Consider the following 20,656-nt stretch of genomic DNA (forward strand, 5'->3'; position numbering starts at 1 on the left):
GAAACCCCCCGACGGCTCGTCCTCATCGGCCACGGCATGGTCGGCCAGCGCTTCCTCGAAGCCTTCGCCGAGCGCGGCGGCCACGCACCCGCCTGGCAGATCACCGTGCTCGCCGAAGAGCCCCGCCCCGCCTACGACCGCGTCCACCTCACCTCGTGGTTCTCGGGCACGAGCGCCGCCGAACTGACCCTGTGGGAACCGGAGTTCGGCGACAAGCACGGCATCGACCTGCGCCTCGGCGACCCCGCGACCGCCATCGACCGCGCGGCCCGCACCGTCACCGCCCGCACCGGCGAGGTCTTCCCGTACGACGCCCTCGTCCTGGCCACCGGCTCCTCCCCCTTTGTCCCGCCCGTCCCCGGCCACGACGCCCCCGGCTGCTTCGTCTACCGGACCATCGAGGACCTGGAGGCCATCCGCGCGGCAGCGGACACCGCCCGCGTCGGTGCGGTCGTCGGCGGCGGCCTCCTCGGCCTCGAAGCGGCGGGCGCCCTGCGCGCGATGGGCCTGGAGACGCACGTCGTCGAGTTCGCCCCGCGCCTGATGGTCCTCCAGGTGGACGACGGCGGCGGTGCCGTACTCCGGGAGAAGATCCAGGAGTTGGGCGTCATCGTGCACACGGGTGCGGGCACCCAGACCGTCGAGACCGCCGCCGACGGCACCGTCACCGGCATGGTGCTGTCCAACGGCGCGACCGTCGACACCGACCTCGTCGTCTTCTCCGCGGGCGTACGTCCCCGGGACCAGCTCGCCCGCGCCGCAGGCCTGCCCGTCGGCGAACGCGGCGGCATCACCGTCGACGCGCACTGCCGCACCGAGGACCCCGCGATCTGGGCCATCGGCGAATGCGCCCTCGCCGTCGACGGCCGGGTCTACGGCCTGGTCGCCCCGGGCTATGCGATGGCGGAGGCGGTGGCTTCCGAACTCACGGGGCAGAAGGGAGAGTTCACGGGCGCCGACCTGTCCACCAAGCTCAAGCTCCTCGGCGTTGACGTCGCCAGCTTCGGCGACGCCCACGGCACCACCCCCGACTCCCTCGAAGTGCTGTACGCCAACAGTCGCGAGGGCGTCTACAAGAAGCTGGTCATCGGCACGGACGGCGCCCTCCTCGGCGGCGTCCTGGTCGGCGACACCGATGCGTACGACCTGCTGCGCCCGCTCGCGCTGTCCGGCGCACCCCTCACCGCCCCGCCCGAACAGCTCGTGCTGCCCGCCTCCATCGGCGCGGCCCCCGGCCCGATCGCCCTGCCCGACGAGGCGGTCGTCTGCTCCTGCCACAACGTCACCAAGGGCGCGATCCGCTCGGCGGTCGCCGACACGGGCTGCGCAGACGTCCCCGCCGTGAAGAAGTGCACCCGCGCGGGCACCGGCTGCGGCTCCTGCGTGAAGCTCCTCACCACCCTCGTGAACGACGAACTCGCTGCCCAGGGAGTTGAGTTGAGCCGTGGGCTGTGCGCGCACTTCGACCTCACCCGGGCCGAGATCTACGAGATCGTACGCGTCAGGGGCATCACCACCTTCGCCCGCCTGATCGACGAACACGGCACCCCGGGGCCCGGCGGCGCGGGCTCCTCCGAGGGCTGCGAGATCTGCAAGCCCGTCGTCGGCTCCGTCCTCGCCTCCCTCAGCCCCGCCCTCGGCGACGCCGTCTCCGGCCACATCCTGGACGGCGAACAGGCCGGCCTCCAGGACACCAACGACCACTTCCTCGCCAACCTCCAGCGCAACGGCTCCTACTCCGTCGTCCCCCGCATCCCCGGGGGTGAGGTCACCCCCGCCGGACTCATCACCATCGGCGAGATCGCCCGCGACTTCGGCCTCTACACGAAGATCACCGGCGGCCAGCGCATCGACATGTTCGGCGCATCCGTCGACCAACTCCCGCTCATCTGGCGGCGGTTGGTCGACACTGGCTTCGAGTCGGGTCACGCCTACGGAAAGTCCCTGCGTACGGTCAAGTCCTGCGTCGGCCAGACCTGGTGCCGCTACGGCGTCCAGGACTCCGTCGCCCTGGCCATCGAGCTGGAGCTCCGCTACCGGGGCCTGCGCGCACCCCACAAGCTGAAGTCCGCCGTCAGCGGCTGCGCCCGCGAGTGCGCGGAGGCCCAGAGCAAGGACTTCGGCGTCATCGCCACCTCCAGCGGCTGGAACCTCTACGTCGGCGGCAACGGCGGCATGACCCCGCGCCACGCCGACCTCCTCCTCACCGACGCCGACCACGCCACGCTCCTGCGCACCATCGACCGCTTCCTGATGTTCTACATCCGCACCGCCGACCGCCTGGAGCGCACCGCCCCCTGGATCGAGCGCATGGAGGGCGGCCTCGACCATCTGCGGGCCGTGATCGTAGAGGATTCGCTCGGCATCTGCGCCGACCTGGACGACCTGATGAGCCGTCACGTCACCTCGTACGAGGACGAATGGCGCGCCACCCTCGACGACCCGGACCGCCTCGCGCGCTTCGTCTCCTTCGTCAACGCGCCCGGGACGCCCGACCCGACGATCCGCTTCGTGCCGGAGCGCGAGCAGATCCGCCCCGCAGGCCCGGCCGACACCTTCGTCGCCGGAGCCACGCTGGAAGTGAGGTCCCTCGTATGACCAGCACCCTCGGCGCTGCGGCGATGGTCGAAGTGGCCGTGGGGGAGCGGTGGTTCCCCGTGGTCGCGTACGACTCCCTCGTCCCCGGCCGGGGCGTCGCCGCCCTCGTCGGCGGCGAGCAGATCGCCCTCTACCGCGACCGCACCGGCACCGTCCACGCCGTCGGCAACCGCGACCCCTTCAGCGGCGCGTACGTCCTCTCGCGCGGCCTCCTCGGCAGCCGCGACGGCGTCCCGGTCGTCCTCTCCCCGATGTACAAGCAGGCCTTCGACCTGCGCACCGGCGTCTGCCTCGACGAGGACGAGACCCCGGACGGCACCCCGGCCACCCTCCCGGTCTGGCCGGTACGCACCAACTCCCCCTCCACCTAAGGAAGTGAGGCGCACCCCATGACGACGACCGTCCGCCCGCCCCGGACCACCCCCACCCGCCCCTCCCTCGACCGGTGGAACCCCGAGGACCCCGACTTCTGGGCCGCCACCGGCGCCAGGGTCGCCCGCCGCAACCTGGTCTTCTCGGTCCTCTCCGAGCACATCGGCTTCTCCGTGTGGAGCCTGTGGTCGGTCCTGGTGCTCTTCCTGGGCCCCGAGTACGGCATCGACCCGGCCGGAAAGTTCGTGCTGACCGCCGTCCCCACCCTCTTCGGCGCGGCGCTGCGGCTGCCGTACACCTTCGCCGTGGCGGTCTTCGGCGGCCGCAACTGGACCGTCGTCACCGCCCTGGCCCTCCTCCTCCCCACCCTGCTCACGGCGTACGTCCTGGAACCCGGTGTTTCCTATACGACCCTGCTGTGCGTGGCGGCCGTCGCGGGCATCGGCGGCGGGAACTTCGCCTCCTCGATGGCCAACATCAACGCCTTCTACCCCCAGCACCTCAAGGGCCGGGCCCTCGGCATCAACGCGGGCGGCGGAAACCTCGGCGTCCCCGCCGTCCAGCTCCTCGGCCTGCTCGTCCTGGCCACGGCGGGCGCCGCGCACCCCCGCCTCGTACCGCTCCTCTACGTACCCCTGATCGTGTTCGCGGCGGCCGCCGCCGCCCTGCGGATGGACAACCTGCCCGCCCTGCGCAACGACCGGGGCGCCCTGCGCGAGGCCGCCCGGCAGCCGCACACCTGGGTGATGTCCCTCCTCTACATCGGCACCTTCGGCTCCTTCATCGGTTTCGGCTTCGCCTTCGGGCAGGTGCTGCTGGTGCAGTTCCGGGGCGACTTCCCGACGGCGGTCAGCGCCGCGTACCTGACCTTCCTCGGACCACTGCTCGGCTCGCTGATCCGGCCGGTCGGCGGAGCGCTGGCCGACCGCTGGGGCGGGGCGCGGGTCACCTTCTGGACCTTCGTGGCGATGGCGGCGGGGGCGCTGCTGGTCTTCGCGGCCTCCCGGGCCGGGTCGTTGCCGCTGTTCCTGACCGGCTTCGTCGCCCTCTTCCTCTTCTCGGGGCTCGGCAACGGGTCGACGTACAAGATGATCCCCGGCATCTTCCACGCCCAGGCGGAACGCGAAACGGCGGCGGGAGTGGACGGGGCCGAGGCCTCGAACCGTTCCCGCCGCCGGGCGAGTGCCGTGATCGGCATCGCGGGCGCGGTGGGCGCGCTGGGCGGGGTGCTGGTGAACGTCGCGTTCCGGCAGTCCTTCCTCACGGAAGGGACGGGTGACGCGGCGTACCTGGCGTTCCTCGTGTACTACGTGCTGTGCCTGGTGGTCACCTGGGGGGTGTATCTGCGGCGCAGGTGACCTGGCGTGCGCGCGGTCAGCCCTGGTGGCCGCGGCGGCGCAGGACCGCGAAGCCGAGACCGGCCGCACCGGCCGCGGCCAGACCGCCGCCCGCCGCGAGGAGGGCGGTGTCGGTCGCGGCGGAAGTGCCGGAGACGTTCTCGGCGCCGGCCTTCACGCCGCCCTTGGGGAAGACCTTCTGGGCGGGCTTGGTGGCGGGCTTCTGCTGCTGGTGGACGTGCGGCTTCTGGTGGGCGTTGTGGTGGTGGTTCGGCTTCGGCTGGGGCTTGGGCTTGTCCAGCGGGTCGTACCAGGAGACGACGTTGCCGTCGGACGCGGCGAGGCTGATGTACATGCCGTCCTGGAGGCGGACCGTGGCGTCCTTGGACCCGTCGGTCGTGAGGACCTGGGTGCTGCCGTCACGCAGGGTGATTACGGCCTTGAAGGACGTGTCGCCGGTCTTGTAGATCTTGGCGACCGAGCCGTCCTCCAGCTTCTCCGTACGTATGAAGGACGGCTCCGTGGGCTTGACGTCGGGCTTCTTGGTCTCGTCGGGCTTCTTCGCCTCGTCCGGCTTCTTGGTCTCGTCGCCCGTGCCGGGGGTGGTGACCTTGTCCTTGTCGCCGCCCTCTTCCTTGGCGCGCTGGTTGTCACCGGCCGTGTGGTCGGCGTCGGGGCCCTCGCCCTTCGGCGGCGTGGTCACCGTGTCGTCGTTCTGCACGGTCGGCGTGGTGACCGTCTGGTCCGTGGCGTCGTCCGCGAAGGCGGCGGTCGCGGGGAGGGCCAGGGCCGCAGCCACACCGGTGGCGACGGCGGCGGTACGGAAGGTGCTGCGGCTGATCTTCATGGGGTGCGTACTCCACGTTCTTCGGTGCGGTGTCGGGCTGACATCACCGAAGTTACGGACCTCACATGTGGGTCATACGTAGAGAACGTAACGAAACTCACCAAAACGCCCATCGCGTATGTAACCGGGCTCACAGCCCAGCCTGGGCGGCCTGCTTCCGCTTCCGGTTCCGCCGCATCCTGGCCGGCCACTTCCGGGTGTCGCGCGGCTCGACGTACGGCTCCTCACCTGCGGGAAGCCCCCCGCTGATGGCCCGCTGCCGGGCCAGCTCCGCATCGAACTCCAACCCCAGCAACACCGCCAGGTTCGACAACCACAGCCACATCAGGAAGACGATCACGCCCGCGAGAGCGCCGTACGTCTTGTTGTACGAGCCGAAGTTCGCGACGTACAGCGCGAAGCCCCCGGACGCCGCCAGCCACAGCACCACGGCCAACACGCTCCCCGGGCTGATCCAGCGGAACCCGCGCCCGCGCACGTTCGGCGCCGACCAGAAGAGCAGCGCGATCATCAGCACCACCAGCACCAGGAGCACCGGCCACTTCGCGACCGACCAGACGGTGACCGCCTCGCTGCCGAGCCCGATCGCCTCCCCGGCCCACTTCGCCAGGGACCCGGTGAAGACCACGATCACCGCACTGGCCGCCAGCAGGACCATCAGCACCACCGTCAGCCCCACCCGCAACGGGGTCACCATCCACACCGGCCGCCCCTCCGGCATGTCGTAGATCGCGTTCGAGGTCCGTATGAACGCCCCGACGTACCCGGACGCGGACCAGAGCGCGGCGAGCAGACCCACGATCGCGATGATCCCGCTCGTGCCGCCGCTGTCCTGGAGCTGCTGCACCGCCTGCGTGAGGATGTCCTTCACCGCACCGGGCGCCAGGCTGCGCACGTTGTCGAGCACGGTCTTCGTCGCCGACTCGCCGACCACCCCGAGCAGCGAGACCAGCACCAGCATCGCGGGGAAGACCGAGAGCACGCCGTAGTACGTCAGCGAGGCCGCCCGGTCGGGCAGCTCGTCCTCCAGGAACTCCTTGCCGGTGCGCTTCAGGACGGCCCACCAGGAGCGTCCGGCGAGGTCCGTGGGGCTGTCGGGCCCGCCGGTGGTCCGTGCTTCCGGCTCGTCGCCCGGACGGCTGTCCTGACGGTCGTCCGGACGGGGGCCCGGCTCGCTCTCGCGCTGGTTGTCACGGCTGTCTGTCATGCCGTGGCGGGTACCCCCGGACGGGCTCCCGACCCGAAGAATCACGGGCGGCGTACGGGGCGCACCGCCCGGCCACTGTCCGGAGGGTCAGGCCCGGCCCGGCTGACCGAGGTCCGCCAACAGGTCCGCGCCCACCGACTCCTCCTCCACTCGGAGCCCGACCGCTTCGAGGGCCCGCCGCAGTTCCGGGTCCCACGGGGCGTCGGCCGGAGTTCCCGTCAGCAGCGGGGCACCCGGCCGCCGGGTGGCGGCCGCGCGGTAGTCGGCGGCCGCAAACCGCCACGGCCGCCAGGGGACGTGCCTCAGCAGGTGGGCGGCGATGCGCAGACCGCCCCAGTCGAAGTCGCCGTGGTAGTGCAGCGTCGCCCCCTGGGCATGGAGGTGGCGCAGCAGGGTGAGGGCGGCTGCCGACGGCTGGCCCTGGAGGCAGATCAGCGTGGGGCAGTGGGGACCGTGCGCGTCGGCCGCGGCGGCGAGCACGGCCGGGTTCTCGCAGATCCGGACGTGGGCCGGGACCGAGGCGGCGGCCGGCGGTCGGGAGGCGAGCTGGCGCAGGGTGAGGACGGCGGGTTCACCCAGGTCGGCATGCCAGTCCAGGGGAGGGGTGCCGCGCAGGTTCAGGACCAGGACCGTGGAGGACAGGTCGTCGCGCAGGAGCCCGGCCGAGGCCCAGGCCTCGCGCCGCCACTGTGCTCCCGAGCCGTCCGGGAGGCCGTTCACCGCTCTGATGGCCGAGAGGACGATCGTGGCCAGCGCCGTTCCGTCGTCCAGGGCATGCGCATCGTCCACGATCCGGGCGGCGAAGCTGGCCAGCGAGGTCGGAGGAGAGTACGGAGCGGGCAGCGGCAGGGTGGTCAGGACGGTCGCCGCCCGGGTGAGGAGGGCGGCAGTGGCCTCGGGCGTCCGGGCGAGACGACGGGCCGTTCCCGCCGTACGCAACGATGCCGCCCAGTCCGCGAAGGCGACCGGCAGGGCCTCCAGCGGGGCGTAGGCCCGGCGCCAGGACTCCGCCTCCCGGTCGGCCACCTCACGGCGGGGCGTCACGGGGCCGGTCAGGGCGAGCACGGCGTCGGCGAGCCCGTGCGGGCTGATGCCCGAGCGGCGCAGCACGGCGTCCACCGCGGCGAGGGGAACGGTGAGGGAGCGCCCGGCGCCGGGCGGTCGCCCCAACAGCCTTTCCGCCGCGGCCCGTTGGGCGGGCGACGGCCCGGTCAACGAAACGGACGCGGTGAGGGACTCCTCACGCTCCAGGCGCCGCCGGACCCGCTCCACCAGCCAGGCGGTGTCCGGTCCACCGAGCAGACGGGCAAGCCGGGGGAGGTCGACCCCGGGGACGACCCCGGCCCCGGGAAGTCCCGGACGTACGGATTCGACCACGGGGACAAGGCGGCCGGAGCGCGCGGGGACGGCCTCGGGGCCGGTCCCCGGGGCGACGGCCGAGCCGTGACAACCGGAGTGTGCGGGGTCCGCCCCCGGGGCGGCGGCCGTCACCAGGTCTCCCGACCGAGCTGCCGCCCCGCTTCCGGCCCCACTTCCGGCCCCGCCGGGCCCTCCGGCATGTGCCCGGCGGTGAGGTCCGGCTCGGCTCCCCGTGTCCGGTGCGTGCCGTCCCACTCCCAGCGTGTCACCAGCACTGCGGCCACTTCGTCCACACGCGAGAGCTGGGCGATGGCGATGCCGGGCACTTGCGGGTAGCAGGCCCACTCGCGCTCGCTCGTCATCACCACGTCGAGGTCGAAGGCATGCAGCAGCCCCAGGCACTTCGCGCGCGAGTCGTCGTCCACCCCCGCGAACGCCTCGTCGAGCGTCACCAGCCGGGGCGCGTAGGGGCTGGCCGCCGTAGCGTAGTGCGAGGACGCGGCGGCGAAGAGCGGAACGGAGACCGCCAGCACGCGCTCGCCGCCCGAGGCCGGGCCGGTCGCGGGCACCCAATTGCCGTGCTGATGACGTTCGATGCCGAACTCGTGCCAGGAGCGGTAGTCCAGCGCCGACGTGAGATGGTCCAGCCAGCTGCCCGCACCGTCGTCCGTCTGCTGCTGTGCGATCTGCGCCTGGAGGAACTCGCCCACGGCCGAGCGGTCCTCCACGGACCAGGCGTCCGCCGACTGTCGCAGCTGCGTACGTGCCTGGGCGAGCCCGGCCGGAGCCCTGCGGGACGGCCGCCACACCAGGCGCAGCTTCATACCGGTGGAGGTGGGGCGCTCCTCCAGCTCCCGGTTCATCCGCGCCACCTGCCGCTCCGCCGCGCCGATCAACTCCTGGAGCGTGCCCGCCACTTCGGTCAGCAGGTGGGTCTCCAGGATCTCGCGCTCATGGGCAGAGAGGATGCGCTGGAGTTCTCCGACCTCCACGGTCAGCGCTTCGGCCAGCTCCGGTACCGCGCGCTCCCGGCCCTGGTAGACGATGTCGACGAGCATGCCGTCCTCGACCATCCGGGCCGACGCGGTGTGCCCGTGCCTCGACAAGGAGTCCTGGAGCTTCTTGTACTCCTCGCTGAGGTGGCGCTGCACCCGCTCCCAGGCGCCCTCGGAGTCGTCGACCGCCGCCAGCTCCGCCTCGACGGAGCGGGCCAGTGCGATGGCGGGTGTCGCCGCCCAGAGCTCGCCGTTCGGCGCGGGTACCGCGAGTTCGGGCAGCGCGACCGCGAGCAGTCCCGTTCCCGCGAAGCGCTGGAGCGCGCCGATGGCCTCGGTCCGGGTGGCGACCGCTTCGGCGACGTTCTTCTCCAGCTCCTCGATACGGGTCTCCGCGCGGACCAGGTCCCGGTCCGCCACGGTGTGCGCATCCGAGGTCCGCTGTTGCTCCCCCTCGCAGGCGCGCAACGCCTCCGCCGTCGCGGTGAGCCGCCGCTCCAGCTCCTCGACCGCCGCGCCCACCGTCGAACGCAGCGTGTCGTAGCGCGAGTTGGCGGCCACCGACGCGTGCGATGCGGCTTCCGCGCGCTGTGCGAACTCCCGTACCCGCAGCGCGGCAGCTTCCGTTTCCTCGCGTTCCGTGGTCACGCCCGCCACCGACTCGGTGCGCTCGCGCAGAGTGGGCCAGAGCGTGGCGAGCACCACGTCGTACTCGGCCAGCGCGCTACGTACCGCGAGCAGCCCGGGCCGGTCGTGCGGGAGGCCCAAGTCCTTTGCTGCGCCGATCAGTTCAGTTTCAGCATAGCCCGCCGCGCGTACGGCGTCGGCCAGCCTCCCGGACAGCAGGTCGTGCCGTTCGGCCGACCGGCGGGCGGCCTGCTGGGCGGCCGTCACCTGCGCGTGGGCCTGCCGCAGCTCCGCATCGTCGGGTACGGAGCCCAGTTCGGCGTCCAGGGTGCGGCGCCGTGCCGAAACCGCCGCGTGGGCGGCGGTGGCGTGTGCCAACTCGACCCCAACGGAGTCCAGTTCGGCCCGCAACCCGGCGATCCGGGCCCGCCGCGCCACTTCCCGGGCGCCTTCCCCGACGTACTCGGCGGCGGGCTTCGCCCAGCTGCCGCTCAGCGCGCCCACCCGGAACCGGCCGTCGGCCGCCACCCAGGTGCGACCGTTCCCGGACAGGCCGGTGCCCACTCCCGCCACACCCGTAGCCGGGCCCACGTCCTCACCCGTACCCGCGTCCACGTCCGTACCCGCGCCCTCGTCGAGCCCGATGGCCTCCAGCAGCCCGGCCACCACAGCCTCGCCCACCGCCGAGGCCCGCGGGTCCCCCCGGTCGACGGCAGGGCGTAGTGCCCACGCCAGCGAAGGCCCGGCAACCGGGCCGGAATCCGGAGCCAGCAGCACGTCGTGCCGTACGGCATCCGCTGCGCCCCGCCAGGCGGCCCCCAGCACCGTCCCGTCCGGCCGCACCCATGCGTCCAGCAGACCGGAAGCCTCCAACGCGGCCTCCAGGCCTGCCCGTTCGGCCGCCGACACCGTCTCGTGGAAGTCGACGAGGCGCCACAGCGGAGCCCCCGCCGCCGTTTCGCGGACGTCCCTGCCCCGAGTGTGCGGCGCCTTGGGACCGCGCTGGCCGCCCGCCTCCAGCGTCGCCATTTCGGCGTCGGCGGCAGCCTTCCGCTCCCGCAGCTCCGTCCCCGCCCGCGTCCAGGACGCCGCCTCGTCCGCCAGCGAGGCCGACAGCTCACGGTGTGCGGCCGACGCCTCGGCCCGTGCCGGGTTCGGGCCGGACAGGAGCGGCGTCCAGTCCTGCAACCGGTCCAGCAGACCCTCGGGGTCAGCCACCCTCAACTCCGTGCAGCCGTCGAGGTGTTCACGTACGCCCTCCACGAGACGGACGCCCGCCTCGGCCACCGTCTCCGCCGCCTCGGCCTGCTGCGCACCGGTGGCGACGACCTCCGCCTGTGCTTCGTCGAGCCGCTGGGCCGCAGCCGTCCGCTCGGCCGCCGCCAGCCTTGCGCGCCCCGCCAGCTCCTCCACGTGGTCGACCGTGCGACGCCGGCGCGCCACCGCCTCACCGGACATGCGCCGCAGCTCGGCCGGCGGGGCGCCGTCGGTGCGCAGCTCGCCGTCCAGCCGGGCCCGACGGGAGACCTCCGCCGCCCGAGCCAGGGTCTCGGCCAGCGCGTCCTCGGCCGACCGCAACCGGTTCTCCGCAGCTCCGAGCCGCCCCAGCGCCCGGGTGTGCGCCTGCGCGGCCTGTTGCCGGTCGCCCTCGGCGCGCGTCAGCTCCCCCTCCGTGCGGGACACATCGGCGGACGCCTGCTCCAGCTCGCGTGCGCTGCGCATCTCGGGCCCGGCCCGCAGCGCCGTGTCCTCCGCGCGCAGCCGCGTCGCTGTCTCCTCCAGTACCGCAAGCTGTTCCGCCGCCTGTGACCGCGCCTGCTCGGCGTCCAGACGTTGGCCCTGCGCCACGGTCAGGTCGCGGTGCAGGTTCTCGTACCGCGAATGCTCCGTACGCGGCAGTCTGGCCCGACGCCTCGACGCCACCCGCGCGTACCGCCGGTAGTGCTCCAGGAACGCGGTCGCCGCCCGCTCCGCCTCGGACGCCGCCCGCAGCTCCTCCTTCTCCTCGTCCAGCGAACGGAACGCCTCCGCCACGTCTGCGATCACCGCCTGGTCCATCGGCGGCAGCGACTCCGTCAACGCCCGTGACAGAGCTGCCTCGTTGGGCCGCTTCGACAGCTGCGGCTGCCTCAACTGCACCAGCAGGTCGACCAGTGCCGCGTACCGCTGCTCACCCAGGCCGAACAGCGCCTCGTCCACCGCCCTGCGGTACGCCTTGGCCTGGTCGAAGACCATGCCGCGCCCCTCCACCGCCTCCACGAGCCGGTCCCGGGACAGCGCGGTGCCCGTCGCGTCGAGCAGGCTCAGGTCCACCGTGACGCGCTGGTCGGTGACCGCGTACCAGTGCCGGGCGATGCCCCGGCCGGTGACGGCCTTCAACCCGCAGACGAGCGTACGGAAATGGGCCTGCCCGGTGTTCTCGTCGCGGCGGCCGAACTCGATCCAGGTGTACCCGAGCCGCTCCGGATGCGGGTGCTCCCCGCCCAGCAGCAGGTTCCACTCCATCCGCTTGAGCGGATCGCCGTCCGGCTCCACCCGGCGCGAGGACAGGTCGCCGTCCAGCAGGAAGGGCAGCGTGAGCGCCAGGACCTTGGACTTGCCGGTGCCGTTGTTGCCACGCAGCAGGAGCCGGCCGTCGCGGAACCAGAACTCCTCGTCGTCGTAGTAGAAGAGATCGACCAGCCCGATGCGCAACGGCTGCCAACGGGTCCGGCCGGGTACGGGCAGCACGGAGGAGGCCGGGGCCTCGTGGGTGTCCTGAGCGGGGAACACGGTCACTTCTGCGGGGCCTTCCGGGACGCGGCTGCTTCGAGTACGACGGTCTCGCCCACCGCGTACCGGGCCAGGGCCGGGCGGGGAACGACACCTGCGGGGGTACGGGCGGCGAGGCCCAGGGACGTGAGCTTGGCCAGCGCCTGCTCGACGAGTTCGGGCTCGGCCCCGGGCTCCCGGGCGCTCTTCGCCCAGAAACTCCCGTGCTCGGCGGCCAGTTGGCGTACCTGTCGCTGCAGTTCCGCCGTCGTGACCGGGCCGGTGGCCGAGGCGAGGTGTTCGGCCAGCAGCAGGGTGACGTGCCCATGGGTGCCCTGTTCCGGCATCCGTACGTCGGTCAGGTCGTCCAGCGGGTCGACCATGGCGATGCCCTCGGCGCGGACCTCGGCGACCAGGCCGGTCAGCTCGGTGATGCGAGTGATGAGGAAGGCGCGCTGGCGGGTGAGGTAGGCCAGCTCGGCGTCGGACAGCTCGTCGTAGTAGAGGACTGGGTCGTCGAGCAGCCGACGGGTCAAGTGGTGGCGGATCGCCTTGAACCGCAACTCGTCGCTCTCCAGGGCCGTTTCGGCGGTGAGCCGGTCCATCCGCTCTTCGAATCCCTGCTCCCGCACCAGGGATGGCCCCTGCCGGGTGGCCAGCAGGCCCGCCAGGACGCGCCGCTCGACGTCGTACAGCACGTCGCCCGCCCCGCTCACGTACGCGTCCTCGTCGCCCGCGACCCGACGCAGCACCCCGTACCGCAGCAGGAGCCGGACCACCGCCGCGAGGTCGAGCCGTTCGTCGCGCCGCTCCAGCGTGAACTCGATTCCGGCAGCCGCGAGGTGGGGGTCGGAGGAGTCCAGCACCACCTGGCCGGCGAGCCTGCCCAGCGCGATCTGCGACTCGCCGCGCTCCAGGGCGGCCAGGGTGAGGCAGAGCAGTACGTAGCGACGCCGGGTGAAGGGCTGCGCCGCACGCGAGGCCTCCCGGGCGGGGTGGGTGGCATCGACGGGGGCGCCGGGGATCTTGCGCAGCCGGGCGGACTCGGTGTCGAGCTGGAGGGGCCAGCCCGTGTTCTTACTGAACCAGTCGCGCAGCTCGGCGGCATGGCGGCGCACCAGCCGGAACTCGTCCGCGTGCGGGCCGCGCGAGAGCAGCAGCGGCTCCTTGAGCAGGGCGCGGGAGGCCTTGCGCATCTCGGCTGCGTGCTGCCCCTCCAGGACTTCGGCGAGCGGCGTGTTCATGCGGGCTCCTGGGCGGGGCGGTCGGGGGCGAGGTGATCCGGCGGGGTGGTCGTGCGGGCTTCGGCGGCAGAGGGGTCGGGCGGTGAGTCCCACCGGGATGCTCGCGCGGGCTCCTGTGGCCGGGCGGTCAGGTCGACGATTTCGACGGTGTGGTCCGGCCCGCGGAACACCCCGGCAGGAGTGCGGATCTCCGCCTCCCCGGCCCCCTCCAGCGCACCGAGCCTGATCTCCATCGAACCGTCGTTGCTGGTGGCGACGGTGCGCGTGGTGTCGGGCCGCCACGTGGCGAGCGCGTCCCCGAGCAACTGGAGGAACAGCCCGAAGGCCAACGGGTCGAACTCGCCGAGCGTCGACAGCCGTACCTCGCCCCGGGTCGCCAGTCGGCTGCGGGCCGCCGCGATCTCCGCCGCCTGCTTGGCCGCGTACTCGGCGAGCTGTCGCTTCCCCTCGGACCGGTCGACGACCTTCCTCGGCTTGCCCCGGCGTTCGTAACTGCCCGTACGCCGCAACTGCGGGCTGATCCGCAGCGGCTCGGCCTCCCCCCACGGAGTGCTCGGCCGCACAGGGCGGGCGACGCGGTCGGCGAGGGTGTCGGCGTCGACGGTGAGGTGCCGGGCCGGGTACAGGCCGAACGCCGTGCGCCACAGCCGGTGCCGCGCCTCGTCGTCGGGGGCCTCGGCGAACCAGCGGGCCAGGGCCCGGAAGTCGGCCGAGCGGTCCGACCTTCCCGAACGCCGCTCATTGAGCACCCGTACGACCGCCAGCAATTGCGGAATCGCGCCCAGCGCCCGCCCGCGCAACAGCCGTGCCTGCGAATCCCGCCCCTCCTGCGACACGAACCAGGCGGTGAGCCCCGACCAGCGCCCCGTCCACCGTTCGAATGCCTCCCGCTCGGCGCGCTCCGCCTCCTCGGGCGACGCGTCGACGGCCTCCCGCACGGAAGCGATGCGCAGCAGCGGACCCACGACGGCATCGAGATCGAGCAGCAGCCCCGCGATGCGCCCGCCCAGCGTGATCAGATCGTGGATGAAGCGGTCCAGATACTGGATGAGCCGGTCCTTGTACGCGAGGAACACCTCGACCTCGACGTCGTGCAGGTCGATGGTGCGCTGGAGCGAACCCATGAAGGCCCGCGCATTGTCCGCCAGCGCGGTGAAACGGCTGGTCAGGGCGTCCAACGCCAGATGCACCTTCGCCGGGTCGGGCTCCTCCTCGCCGCTCAGCACGAGCAGTACCCGCAACTGCGTGACGATGTCGTGCAGCGCGACCGCCTGGAGCGCCCCGCGCCGACCGAGGGCTGTGCCGTACGTCTGAAGGGCCTCCTCCGCAGCCTCCCCGGCCTGCGTGAGCTGGTAGATGAGCCGCTTCCGGTAGAAGTCCTCCACCGCCGTCACCCGCGCCGTGTCCGGGTCGGCCCGCAGATTCCCCCACTTCACGAGCGAGTCCAGCTTGCTGACGACCGTCGCCGGATCGGCCGGACGGTCCGCGGGGGCAAGCGCGGAGTAGACGTCCTCGGGCCGCAGATGCACCACGAACCGCTGCTTCGCCGCCAGGAATACGGCCATGACCTGCCGGTACAGAGCGGAGTCCGGGACGGTCAGATGGGCGAAGGGGCCGTAGCCCTCCGTCGGGACCGAGCCTGCGGAAGCTGCGGCGACCGCAGGCGGGGGCGTCTCGTTCATCGCCGCCATTGTCACCCATACGGGCGAGCCGCCGGGTGGAATGTCCTGAATCCAGCAGGGCCGGGGGCGTTGTCAGTGCCGCGTGCGAGGCTGAAGCAACTTCCCGGGGCACCGGCCGAACGGGGGTGCGGAGAGACGAGGTGTGGTGCGCATGGCGACGGTGGAGGGGCCGCGGCTGCCGGTGGAGTTCCTGGGGACGCTCGCCCGCGAGGCGGAGCCGGACTCGGTGCAGGCGCGTCTCGTCGCGGAGCAGCTCCGCGCCGATCCCGACGGGCACCGGGCGGAGGCCGCGCTGACGGCGCTGCTGGGCAAGGCGTACCGGGAGAGTGCTCCGCGCTGGATGCTGGAGGCCGCGGTGCGCCGAGGAACACGCGAGGTGCGGCACTGGTATCCGGAGCAACGGATGGACCTTGCGGCGCTGGCCCTGGGGCATCCGGACTGCCCGCCCGACCTGCTGCGCTCCACGCTGGCCGACTGCCCGCCCGAACAGCTCGCCTGCCTGGGGCGGGCCGACAGCGGTGCCGTGGTGGCGGGGGGAGTGGCGGAAGAGGTGAAGCGGCGCGTGCCGTCGCCACCGAGCATGACGAGGGAGCTGCTCGACGAGCCGACGGTGCCGCAGTTGGTGCTGCGGGGGCGGGAGCTGCACGACGTGGTCTTCGCGGCGGCGTTCGAGGTGATGCCGACGGCTCCGACGTACGAGGGGGTGGATTCGGAATACGGCCGGAGGCGGCACCAGGAGGCACACCAGGCGTGGGGACGTATGTGGTCCTTCGTGCTCCATGCGCATCCCGATCGGCACGAAGAGGCCGTTCTGCGTGCGGACGAGGCTCAATTCGGCAAGGTGATCCGCAGACAGCTGATGAAGGAGCTGCCCTGGAAGGTGGAACCGCACCTGCTCCGGAAGCTGGCCGAGCAAGAACTGGAGGAGTTCGCCGCAGAGGTGTTGCTGACGCGCATGGCACGCCTCGTGAGGGACGGTGACGACGAGGCCGAGGTGCGCCGCCGATTCGCCGATGAGCTGGCAGGACTGTCCGCTGACCGGCTGGCGTACGTCCACGATGTGCTGCGTCTGGGCGGCGTGATGGTGGAGCTCAACTGCGACGCCGCGCTGGAGTGGGGAGCGCGAGCGACAGCGGCGGACGGCACCTGGCGGCACATCCTGTGGCCGGACGAGGCGACTTCCCCCCAGGGGCAGCCGAGGGACTGGCGTGCGTCCCCCGAAGAACTGGCGCAGTTGACCGAGGAGTTCGCCCGGGCCACGGCGGAGGCTCTCCGACTGTGGGAGGCCCCCCGGGACGACTGGTCCGGTCCGCGTCCCACGGACCTCGCCTGGGTGCCCGTGGTCCTGGCGCACCTTCCCGAGCTGGACGAACAGGCCAAGGCTGCCGCGCGGGGCATGGTGCGGGCCGCCCGCAGACGAGCGAGTTTCTCGCGGACCGAGTCGGCGGACGGCGAGAAGGGCCGCGCCGTCCTCGACGCGATCACCGCCGTGACTGATCCCCAGCCGCCTCCGAGGCCCCCGGTCGTACGGACCGAGCCGCCCCTGGGCGACCCGGACACCGTGACGGTGCGCCGCCTCGGCGAGCTGAAGGAGGCTGCGCTGCGTGCGTACCTGGAGGAGCACCCGGGACACGACGGGCTGATCGAGAAGGCCCTCGTCTCCCTTGTGCTGCACCGGCTGAGCCAGGAGACCGAGTTCGTCGAGGACGTCCTCACCCGGCACTCCGAGCCCGCCGGGCACCTGCTGCTGTGCATCACACGGGAACTTCGCAAGCGCATGGGCGGAGGACCGCAGGATCGTGAAAGGTGGGCTTGGTTCGTGCTGGACCACCCCGCATGCCGGTCGGACACGGTACGAGCACTCCCGGCCTGGACCGCGCTCGGCACCCTAGCCCCCTACGCGGAGGGCGATGGGTGGGACAGGCCGGTGCATCCGCTGGTCATGGCGGAGGTGCGTGCCGCGCTCCTCACCGACGAGGCCTGGAAGCGGTTCGCGCACGCGCCCATCGGGAACTCCGGGCCTGCCGCATGGCTGAGGCTGGGAGACGTTCTCGACGCGGCGGCGGAAGCGGCAGCCTGGCCCAGCCCTCCCGCCGCGCGCTGACGGGGTGAATCCGGCCCGGGCACCCCACCCACGGGGCTGCCCGGCACCCTACTTGCCGAGCCGTTCGGCGTTGGCGGCCCGCCGCGCGAACACCTTCTCCCGGGCCTCCGCCATCTCCCGCAGGGCGGACTTCCGTTCCCGCTGGGCGAGGCGGTCCAGGTAGAGGTGGCCGTTCAGGTGGTCCGTCTCGTGCTGGAGGCACCGGGCGAAGTACCCCCGCCCCTCGATGACCAGCGCATTCCCGTCCTTGTCGCGTCCCCGGACGACGGCCCGGTCGAGCCGGGGCACCGTCCGGTACGGCCCGGGAACGGACAGGCACCCCTCCGACTCCTCGATCAACTCCCGCTCTTCCGCCGGAACCTCGTCCAGTACGGGATTGACGATGTGCCCGACATGCCGCACGCCCCAGTCGTCCGTGATGTCCCAGACGAAGACCCGCAGGTCCACGTCGATCTGGTTGGCGGCGAGCCCGGCCCCCTCCGCCACCTGGTTCGTGGCGAACATGTCGTCGATCAGCCGCGCCAGTTCGGGCGTCCCGAACTCCACGACCTCCCGGCACCGCCGCCGCAGGACCTCCTCGCCGACGACGGTGATCCGCCGCACCGCACCCCGCCCTGCCTCCGGCGAGATGCGCGGATACGAGTCGACGGGCTCACCCTGCGCCCGTACCCGGCGGTCCTGTGCGAGCTCCTCGAGCCCCTTGGCCATGGCTGCCGCTCCTCCTCTTTGTGCCGACCGGCGCAGTCGGCTTGCCGAATGCTTTGCAAAGTAGCACTCTTTGCAAAGTGACCGACGAGAACAAGCAATCCGACGAGGCCAAGCGGACCCGCGAGGGCGAGCAGCCGTACGAGGCCAAGCGGACTCACGAGGACAAGCAGCCCTACGAGGCCAAGCAATCCGACGCCCGTGACCGCCTTCGCCGGGCCACCCCCCTCCCGCGCGCCCCCAAGACCCTCCCCGACCACCCCCTCCGCATCGCCCTCCTCGACCTGCTCGCCGAGGTCGGCACAGTCACCTCCACCGAGGCGGCCGCCCGACTCGGCGAGAGTTCCGGCCTCTGCTCCTTCCACCTGCGCCAGCTCGCCCGCCACGGCCTGATCGAGGAGGCCCCGCACCAGGGCGGCCGCGCCCGGCCGTGGCGCCTGCGCTGGGAGTCCGACCAGCCCGACGGGGCGGCACCGGACCGGCAGCACCCCTTCACCACGCTCGCCCGCAGCCTGGAGGACACCAGCCACCAGCACTGGCTGACCCACCGGGACGAGGCCCCGGACGCCTGGCAGCACGACGAGTCCTTCAGCGCCGTGGTCCACCTGACCCCGCAGGAGACGGCGGAACTCGCCGCTTCGGTACGTCACCTCCTCGCCCGTTTCCAGGACCGCGAGGCGCACCCGGCCGCCCGCCCGGCGGGCACCGCGCCGGTGGCCGTGATCGCCCGGCTCTTCCCGCTGCTGCCGGAGAACCCGGGCCGGTCGGGCTGAGCCCGGCCCGCGCCCCCTGCTGCGCCATTTGCCCGCTCCCGGTGGGGGAGCGGGCCGGAACGGCGTACCCCTGGAGCTGTCGGCGACCGAGGAAGATCAGGGCACGTGTCCGAGGTACGAAGAATCTGGTGGGCGGGGTGCGCGGCGGCGGCCGCCCTCGCGATGATCGTTCCGGCGGCGGCCCGTGCGCACGCCGAAGCAGCGGACGCCGGGCCGGACCCCGACCGCCCGTGGGTCCTGCGCTCGGGCCCGCTCGACGTCCGCAAGGAGGACCTGAGCGGCCTCTGCGCCCCCGGCGCGCGCACCGACCTCACCCTCCCGCTCCTCCCCGGCGTCACGGCGGAACTGACCACCGAGTCCGTCGGGCGCGGGTACGCGGGAACGGTGGTGTGGGCCGGACACCTGCGGGACGACCCCGAGCATCAGCCGGTCTCCCTGGCCTTCGACGGCCTCTGCGGGGATGCGGCGACACCGCTCACCGTCGCGGGCGACGTACCGATCAGGAACCTTTCCTACACGATCGCGGCGGACGCGACGGGGCGGACGCGGGTCGAGGAGGTCGATCCGGCGAGGATGCCGGTCCCCGCGCGGGACGACGCCTCCTCCGTACCGACGGCCGGGAAGCCGCAGCGGCCGTACGCGGCAAGGCCCCACGCCGCGAAGCCGCAGCAGCCGTACGCGGAAAGGCCCCACGCCCCGAAGCCGCAGCACCCCGGCAAGCCCCGGGCGCACAACGGCATCGCCCCGTCCGTCATCGACCTCGCCGTCGGCTACCTCCCCGCCGCCGGCCAGGAAGCGGGCGGTGAGGCAGGCGTCAGGACCCGGGCCGAGGCTTCCGTGAGCCGGATGAACCAGGCGCTGGCCGACAGCGGCGCCGACGGACTCAGCGTCCGGATCGTCAAGGTCTTCCCGATCGACACCACCGGCTACGCGGGCGGGCAGGACACCACCGCCGTCGTGAACTGGCTCGGCGGCTGGGCCACCGGTTCCCCCGAACCGAAGGTCGACGCGGTGCGCGAGGAGAGCAGGGCCGACCTGGTCCTCGCCCTGGTCCCGCGCAACGGCAGCACCTGGCTCGGCCACGCGCTCAAGCCGACGCTCCCCTCGCCCGAGACCTCCCGCAGCTACATCTCGGCCGCCCGCATCGACGCCGTTCCGGGCCCGCTGTACGTCGTCGCCCACGAGCTCGGCCACAACCTGGGCCTCGACCACGACGACGCGACCCTCCGCCAGCAGGGCCAGGACTTCGAGAACCCCTTCCTCCCCTACAACCGCGGTTACGTCCCCGCCGACCGCAGCTTCCACACGATCATGGCGTACCGCTCGGCCTGCGGCGGCTGCACGACCGTCCCGCAGTACTCCAACCCGCTGCACTCCCACAACGGACAGCCGCTCGGGGACGCCCGCCACGACGCGGTGCGCGTGCTCCGGCAGACCGGCCCGGTCGTCGCCGCCTACCGCGAGAACACGCCCCCACCGCCCGCGGCCACCTACACCCTCACCACCACCGGCGGCGTCCAGGCACCTCGCGGACCGTACCCCGAAGGCACGCGCGTCACCGTCCCCGCCAACCCCAACCCCGGGTACCGGATGACCAGTTGGACCCTCGACGGCAGACCCGCCGGAACGGCCGACCCGATCACCGTCACCATGGACCGCGACCACACCCTGGTCGCCCACTACGCCTGCGTGCACCCCACCTCGCCCGGTGCGATCGGCCGCCTCTGGCAGCAACTGGACGGTCCACGACAGCCGTTGGGCTGCCCGCTCGGCCCCGTCGCCCGCACGCCCGCCGCCAAGCCGGGCTGGTTCCAGCACTTCCAGAACGACCGTTCCCTGTACTGGTCCGCACGGACCGGCGCCCACCAGGTGCGCGGCGCGATCCGCAACCGCTGGGCGGCCCAGGGCTGGGAACAGGGCGGCCTCGGCTTCCCGACGGGCACGGAGTACCGCCCGGAACGCCACCTCCTGCGCCAGAACTTCCAGGGCGGCCACGTCACGTACAACTACAACACCCGTACCACCTCGCTCCAGTACGTCCGCTGACCGAGGGCA

At 72.7% G+C, this 20,656-nt stretch carries 13 protein-coding genes; 6 read left to right on the plus strand and 7 right to left on the minus strand.

What is annotated here, in order from left to right:
* The first annotated feature begins 36 nt into the window (after positions 1-36).
* Genes nirB through ACIO3O_RS03475 form a run of 3 tightly spaced genes read left to right on the plus strand, consistent with a single transcriptional unit; the run spans position 37 to position 4,328 of the window.
* Positions 37-2,598 (plus strand): nitrite reductase large subunit NirB, encoded by a 2,562-nt coding sequence (gene nirB, locus ACIO3O_RS03465; RefSeq protein ID WP_401741875.1) that lies wholly within the window; start codon positions 37-39, stop codon positions 2,596-2,598.
* Positions 2,595-2,969, plus strand: a complete 375-nt coding sequence (locus ACIO3O_RS03470; RefSeq protein WP_401741344.1) for a nitrite reductase (NAD(P)H) small subunit — start codon at positions 2,595-2,597, stop codon at positions 2,967-2,969. The genes nirB and ACIO3O_RS03470 overlap by 4 nt, the downstream gene beginning before the upstream one ends.
* Positions 2,970-2,987: 18 nt before the next feature.
* The gene (locus ACIO3O_RS03475) at positions 2,988-4,328 is read left to right on the plus strand and encodes a nitrate/nitrite transporter (protein ID WP_401741347.1); all 1,341 of its coding nucleotides are present in this window, start codon (positions 2,988-2,990) and stop codon (positions 4,326-4,328) included.
* Positions 4,329-4,344: 16 nt separating this feature from the next.
* Here ACIO3O_RS03475 and ACIO3O_RS03480 read toward each other — a convergent pair whose 3' ends face one another.
* The 6 genes from ACIO3O_RS03480 to ACIO3O_RS03505 all read right to left on the minus strand — a co-directional run bounded on the left by ACIO3O_RS03480 (position 4,345) and on the right by ACIO3O_RS03505 (position 15,019).
* Complete coding sequence (locus ACIO3O_RS03480; RefSeq protein ID WP_401741349.1) at positions 4,345-5,154, minus strand: hypothetical protein; 810 nt, start codon at positions 5,152-5,154, stop codon at positions 4,345-4,347.
* A 130-nt stretch (positions 5,155-5,284) separates the two neighbouring features.
* The gene (locus tag ACIO3O_RS03485; RefSeq protein ID WP_401741350.1) at positions 5,285-6,361 is read right to left on the minus strand and encodes a YihY/virulence factor BrkB family protein; all 1,077 of its coding nucleotides are present in this window, start codon (positions 6,359-6,361) and stop codon (positions 5,285-5,287) included.
* Between the two features lie 87 nt (positions 6,362-6,448).
* Complete coding sequence (locus tag ACIO3O_RS03490) at positions 6,449-7,852, minus strand: TIGR02679 family protein (protein ID WP_401741352.1); 1,404 nt, start codon at positions 7,850-7,852, stop codon at positions 6,449-6,451.
* Positions 7,849-12,114 carry a TIGR02680 family protein gene (locus ACIO3O_RS03495; protein WP_401741354.1) on the minus strand — a complete coding sequence of 1,422 codons (4,266 nt, stop codon included), beginning with the start codon at positions 12,112-12,114 and terminating at the stop codon, positions 7,849-7,851. Before ACIO3O_RS03495 ends, ACIO3O_RS03490 begins: the two co-directional genes overlap by 4 nt.
* 2 nt (positions 12,115-12,116) lie before the next feature.
* Positions 12,117-13,337, minus strand: coding sequence for a TIGR02678 family protein (locus ACIO3O_RS03500; RefSeq protein ID WP_401741356.1), 1,221 nt, complete (start codon positions 13,335-13,337; stop codon positions 12,117-12,119).
* Positions 13,334-15,019 (minus strand): TIGR02677 family protein, encoded by a 1,686-nt coding sequence (locus tag ACIO3O_RS03505; RefSeq protein WP_401741358.1) that lies wholly within the window; start codon positions 15,017-15,019, stop codon positions 13,334-13,336. The genes ACIO3O_RS03500 and ACIO3O_RS03505 overlap by 4 nt, the downstream gene beginning before the upstream one ends.
* A gap of 151 nt (positions 15,020-15,170) precedes the next feature.
* Between ACIO3O_RS03505 and ACIO3O_RS03510 the strand changes: the two genes are divergently transcribed.
* A complete protein-coding gene (locus ACIO3O_RS03510; RefSeq protein WP_401741360.1) occupies positions 15,171-17,123 on the plus strand; it encodes a hypothetical protein in 1,953 nt (650 codons plus the stop codon).
* Positions 17,124-17,171: 48 nt separating this feature from the next.
* Here the strand turns inward: ACIO3O_RS03510 and def are convergent, their stop codons facing one another.
* Complete coding sequence (gene def, locus ACIO3O_RS03515) at positions 17,172-17,831, minus strand: peptide deformylase (RefSeq protein WP_401741362.1); 660 nt, start codon at positions 17,829-17,831, stop codon at positions 17,172-17,174.
* 77 nt (positions 17,832-17,908) lie between these two features.
* On the opposite strand from def, the gene ACIO3O_RS03520 reads away from it, so the two are divergent.
* Together ACIO3O_RS03520 and ACIO3O_RS03525 are read left to right on the plus strand one after the other, a co-directional pair.
* Positions 17,909-18,601 (plus strand): winged helix-turn-helix domain-containing protein, encoded by a 693-nt coding sequence (locus ACIO3O_RS03520; protein ID WP_401741363.1) that lies wholly within the window; start codon positions 17,909-17,911, stop codon positions 18,599-18,601.
* A 105-nt stretch (positions 18,602-18,706) separates the two neighbouring features.
* A complete protein-coding gene (locus ACIO3O_RS03525; protein ID WP_401741366.1) occupies positions 18,707-20,647 on the plus strand; it encodes a reprolysin-like metallopeptidase in 1,941 nt (646 codons plus the stop codon).
* The last annotated feature ends 9 nt before the right edge of the window (positions 20,648-20,656 follow it).

The sequence above is a fragment of the Streptomyces sp. NPDC087440 genome (assembly GCF_044744005.1).
GTDB lineage: Bacteria > Actinomycetota > Actinomycetes > Streptomycetales > Streptomycetaceae > Streptomyces.

Coding starts and splice junctions, on each gene's coding strand:
- nirB (WP_401741875.1), top strand. CDS start 37: ATGGTCGGCCAGCGCTTCCTCGAAGCCTTCGCCGAGCGCGGCGGCCAC.
- ACIO3O_RS03505 (WP_401741358.1), bottom strand. CDS start 15,019: ATGAACGAGACGCCCCCGCCTGCGGTCGCCGCAGCTTCCGCAGGCTCG.
- ACIO3O_RS03480 (WP_401741349.1), bottom strand. CDS start 5,154: ATGAAGATCAGCCGCAGCACCTTCCGTACCGCCGCCGTCGCCACCGGT.
- def (WP_401741362.1), bottom strand. CDS start 17,831: ATGGCCAAGGGGCTCGAGGAGCTCGCACAGGACCGCCGGGTACGGGCG.
- ACIO3O_RS03475 (WP_401741347.1), top strand. CDS start 2,988: ATGACGACGACCGTCCGCCCGCCCCGGACCACCCCCACCCGCCCCTCC.
- ACIO3O_RS03510 (WP_401741360.1), top strand. CDS start 15,171: ATGGCGACGGTGGAGGGGCCGCGGCTGCCGGTGGAGTTCCTGGGGACG.
- ACIO3O_RS03485 (WP_401741350.1), bottom strand. CDS start 6,361: ATGACAGACAGCCGTGACAACCAGCGCGAGAGCGAGCCGGGCCCCCGT.
- ACIO3O_RS03500 (WP_401741356.1), bottom strand. CDS start 13,337: ATGAACACGCCGCTCGCCGAAGTCCTGGAGGGGCAGCACGCAGCCGAG.
- ACIO3O_RS03470 (WP_401741344.1), top strand. CDS start 2,595: ATGACCAGCACCCTCGGCGCTGCGGCGATGGTCGAAGTGGCCGTGGGG.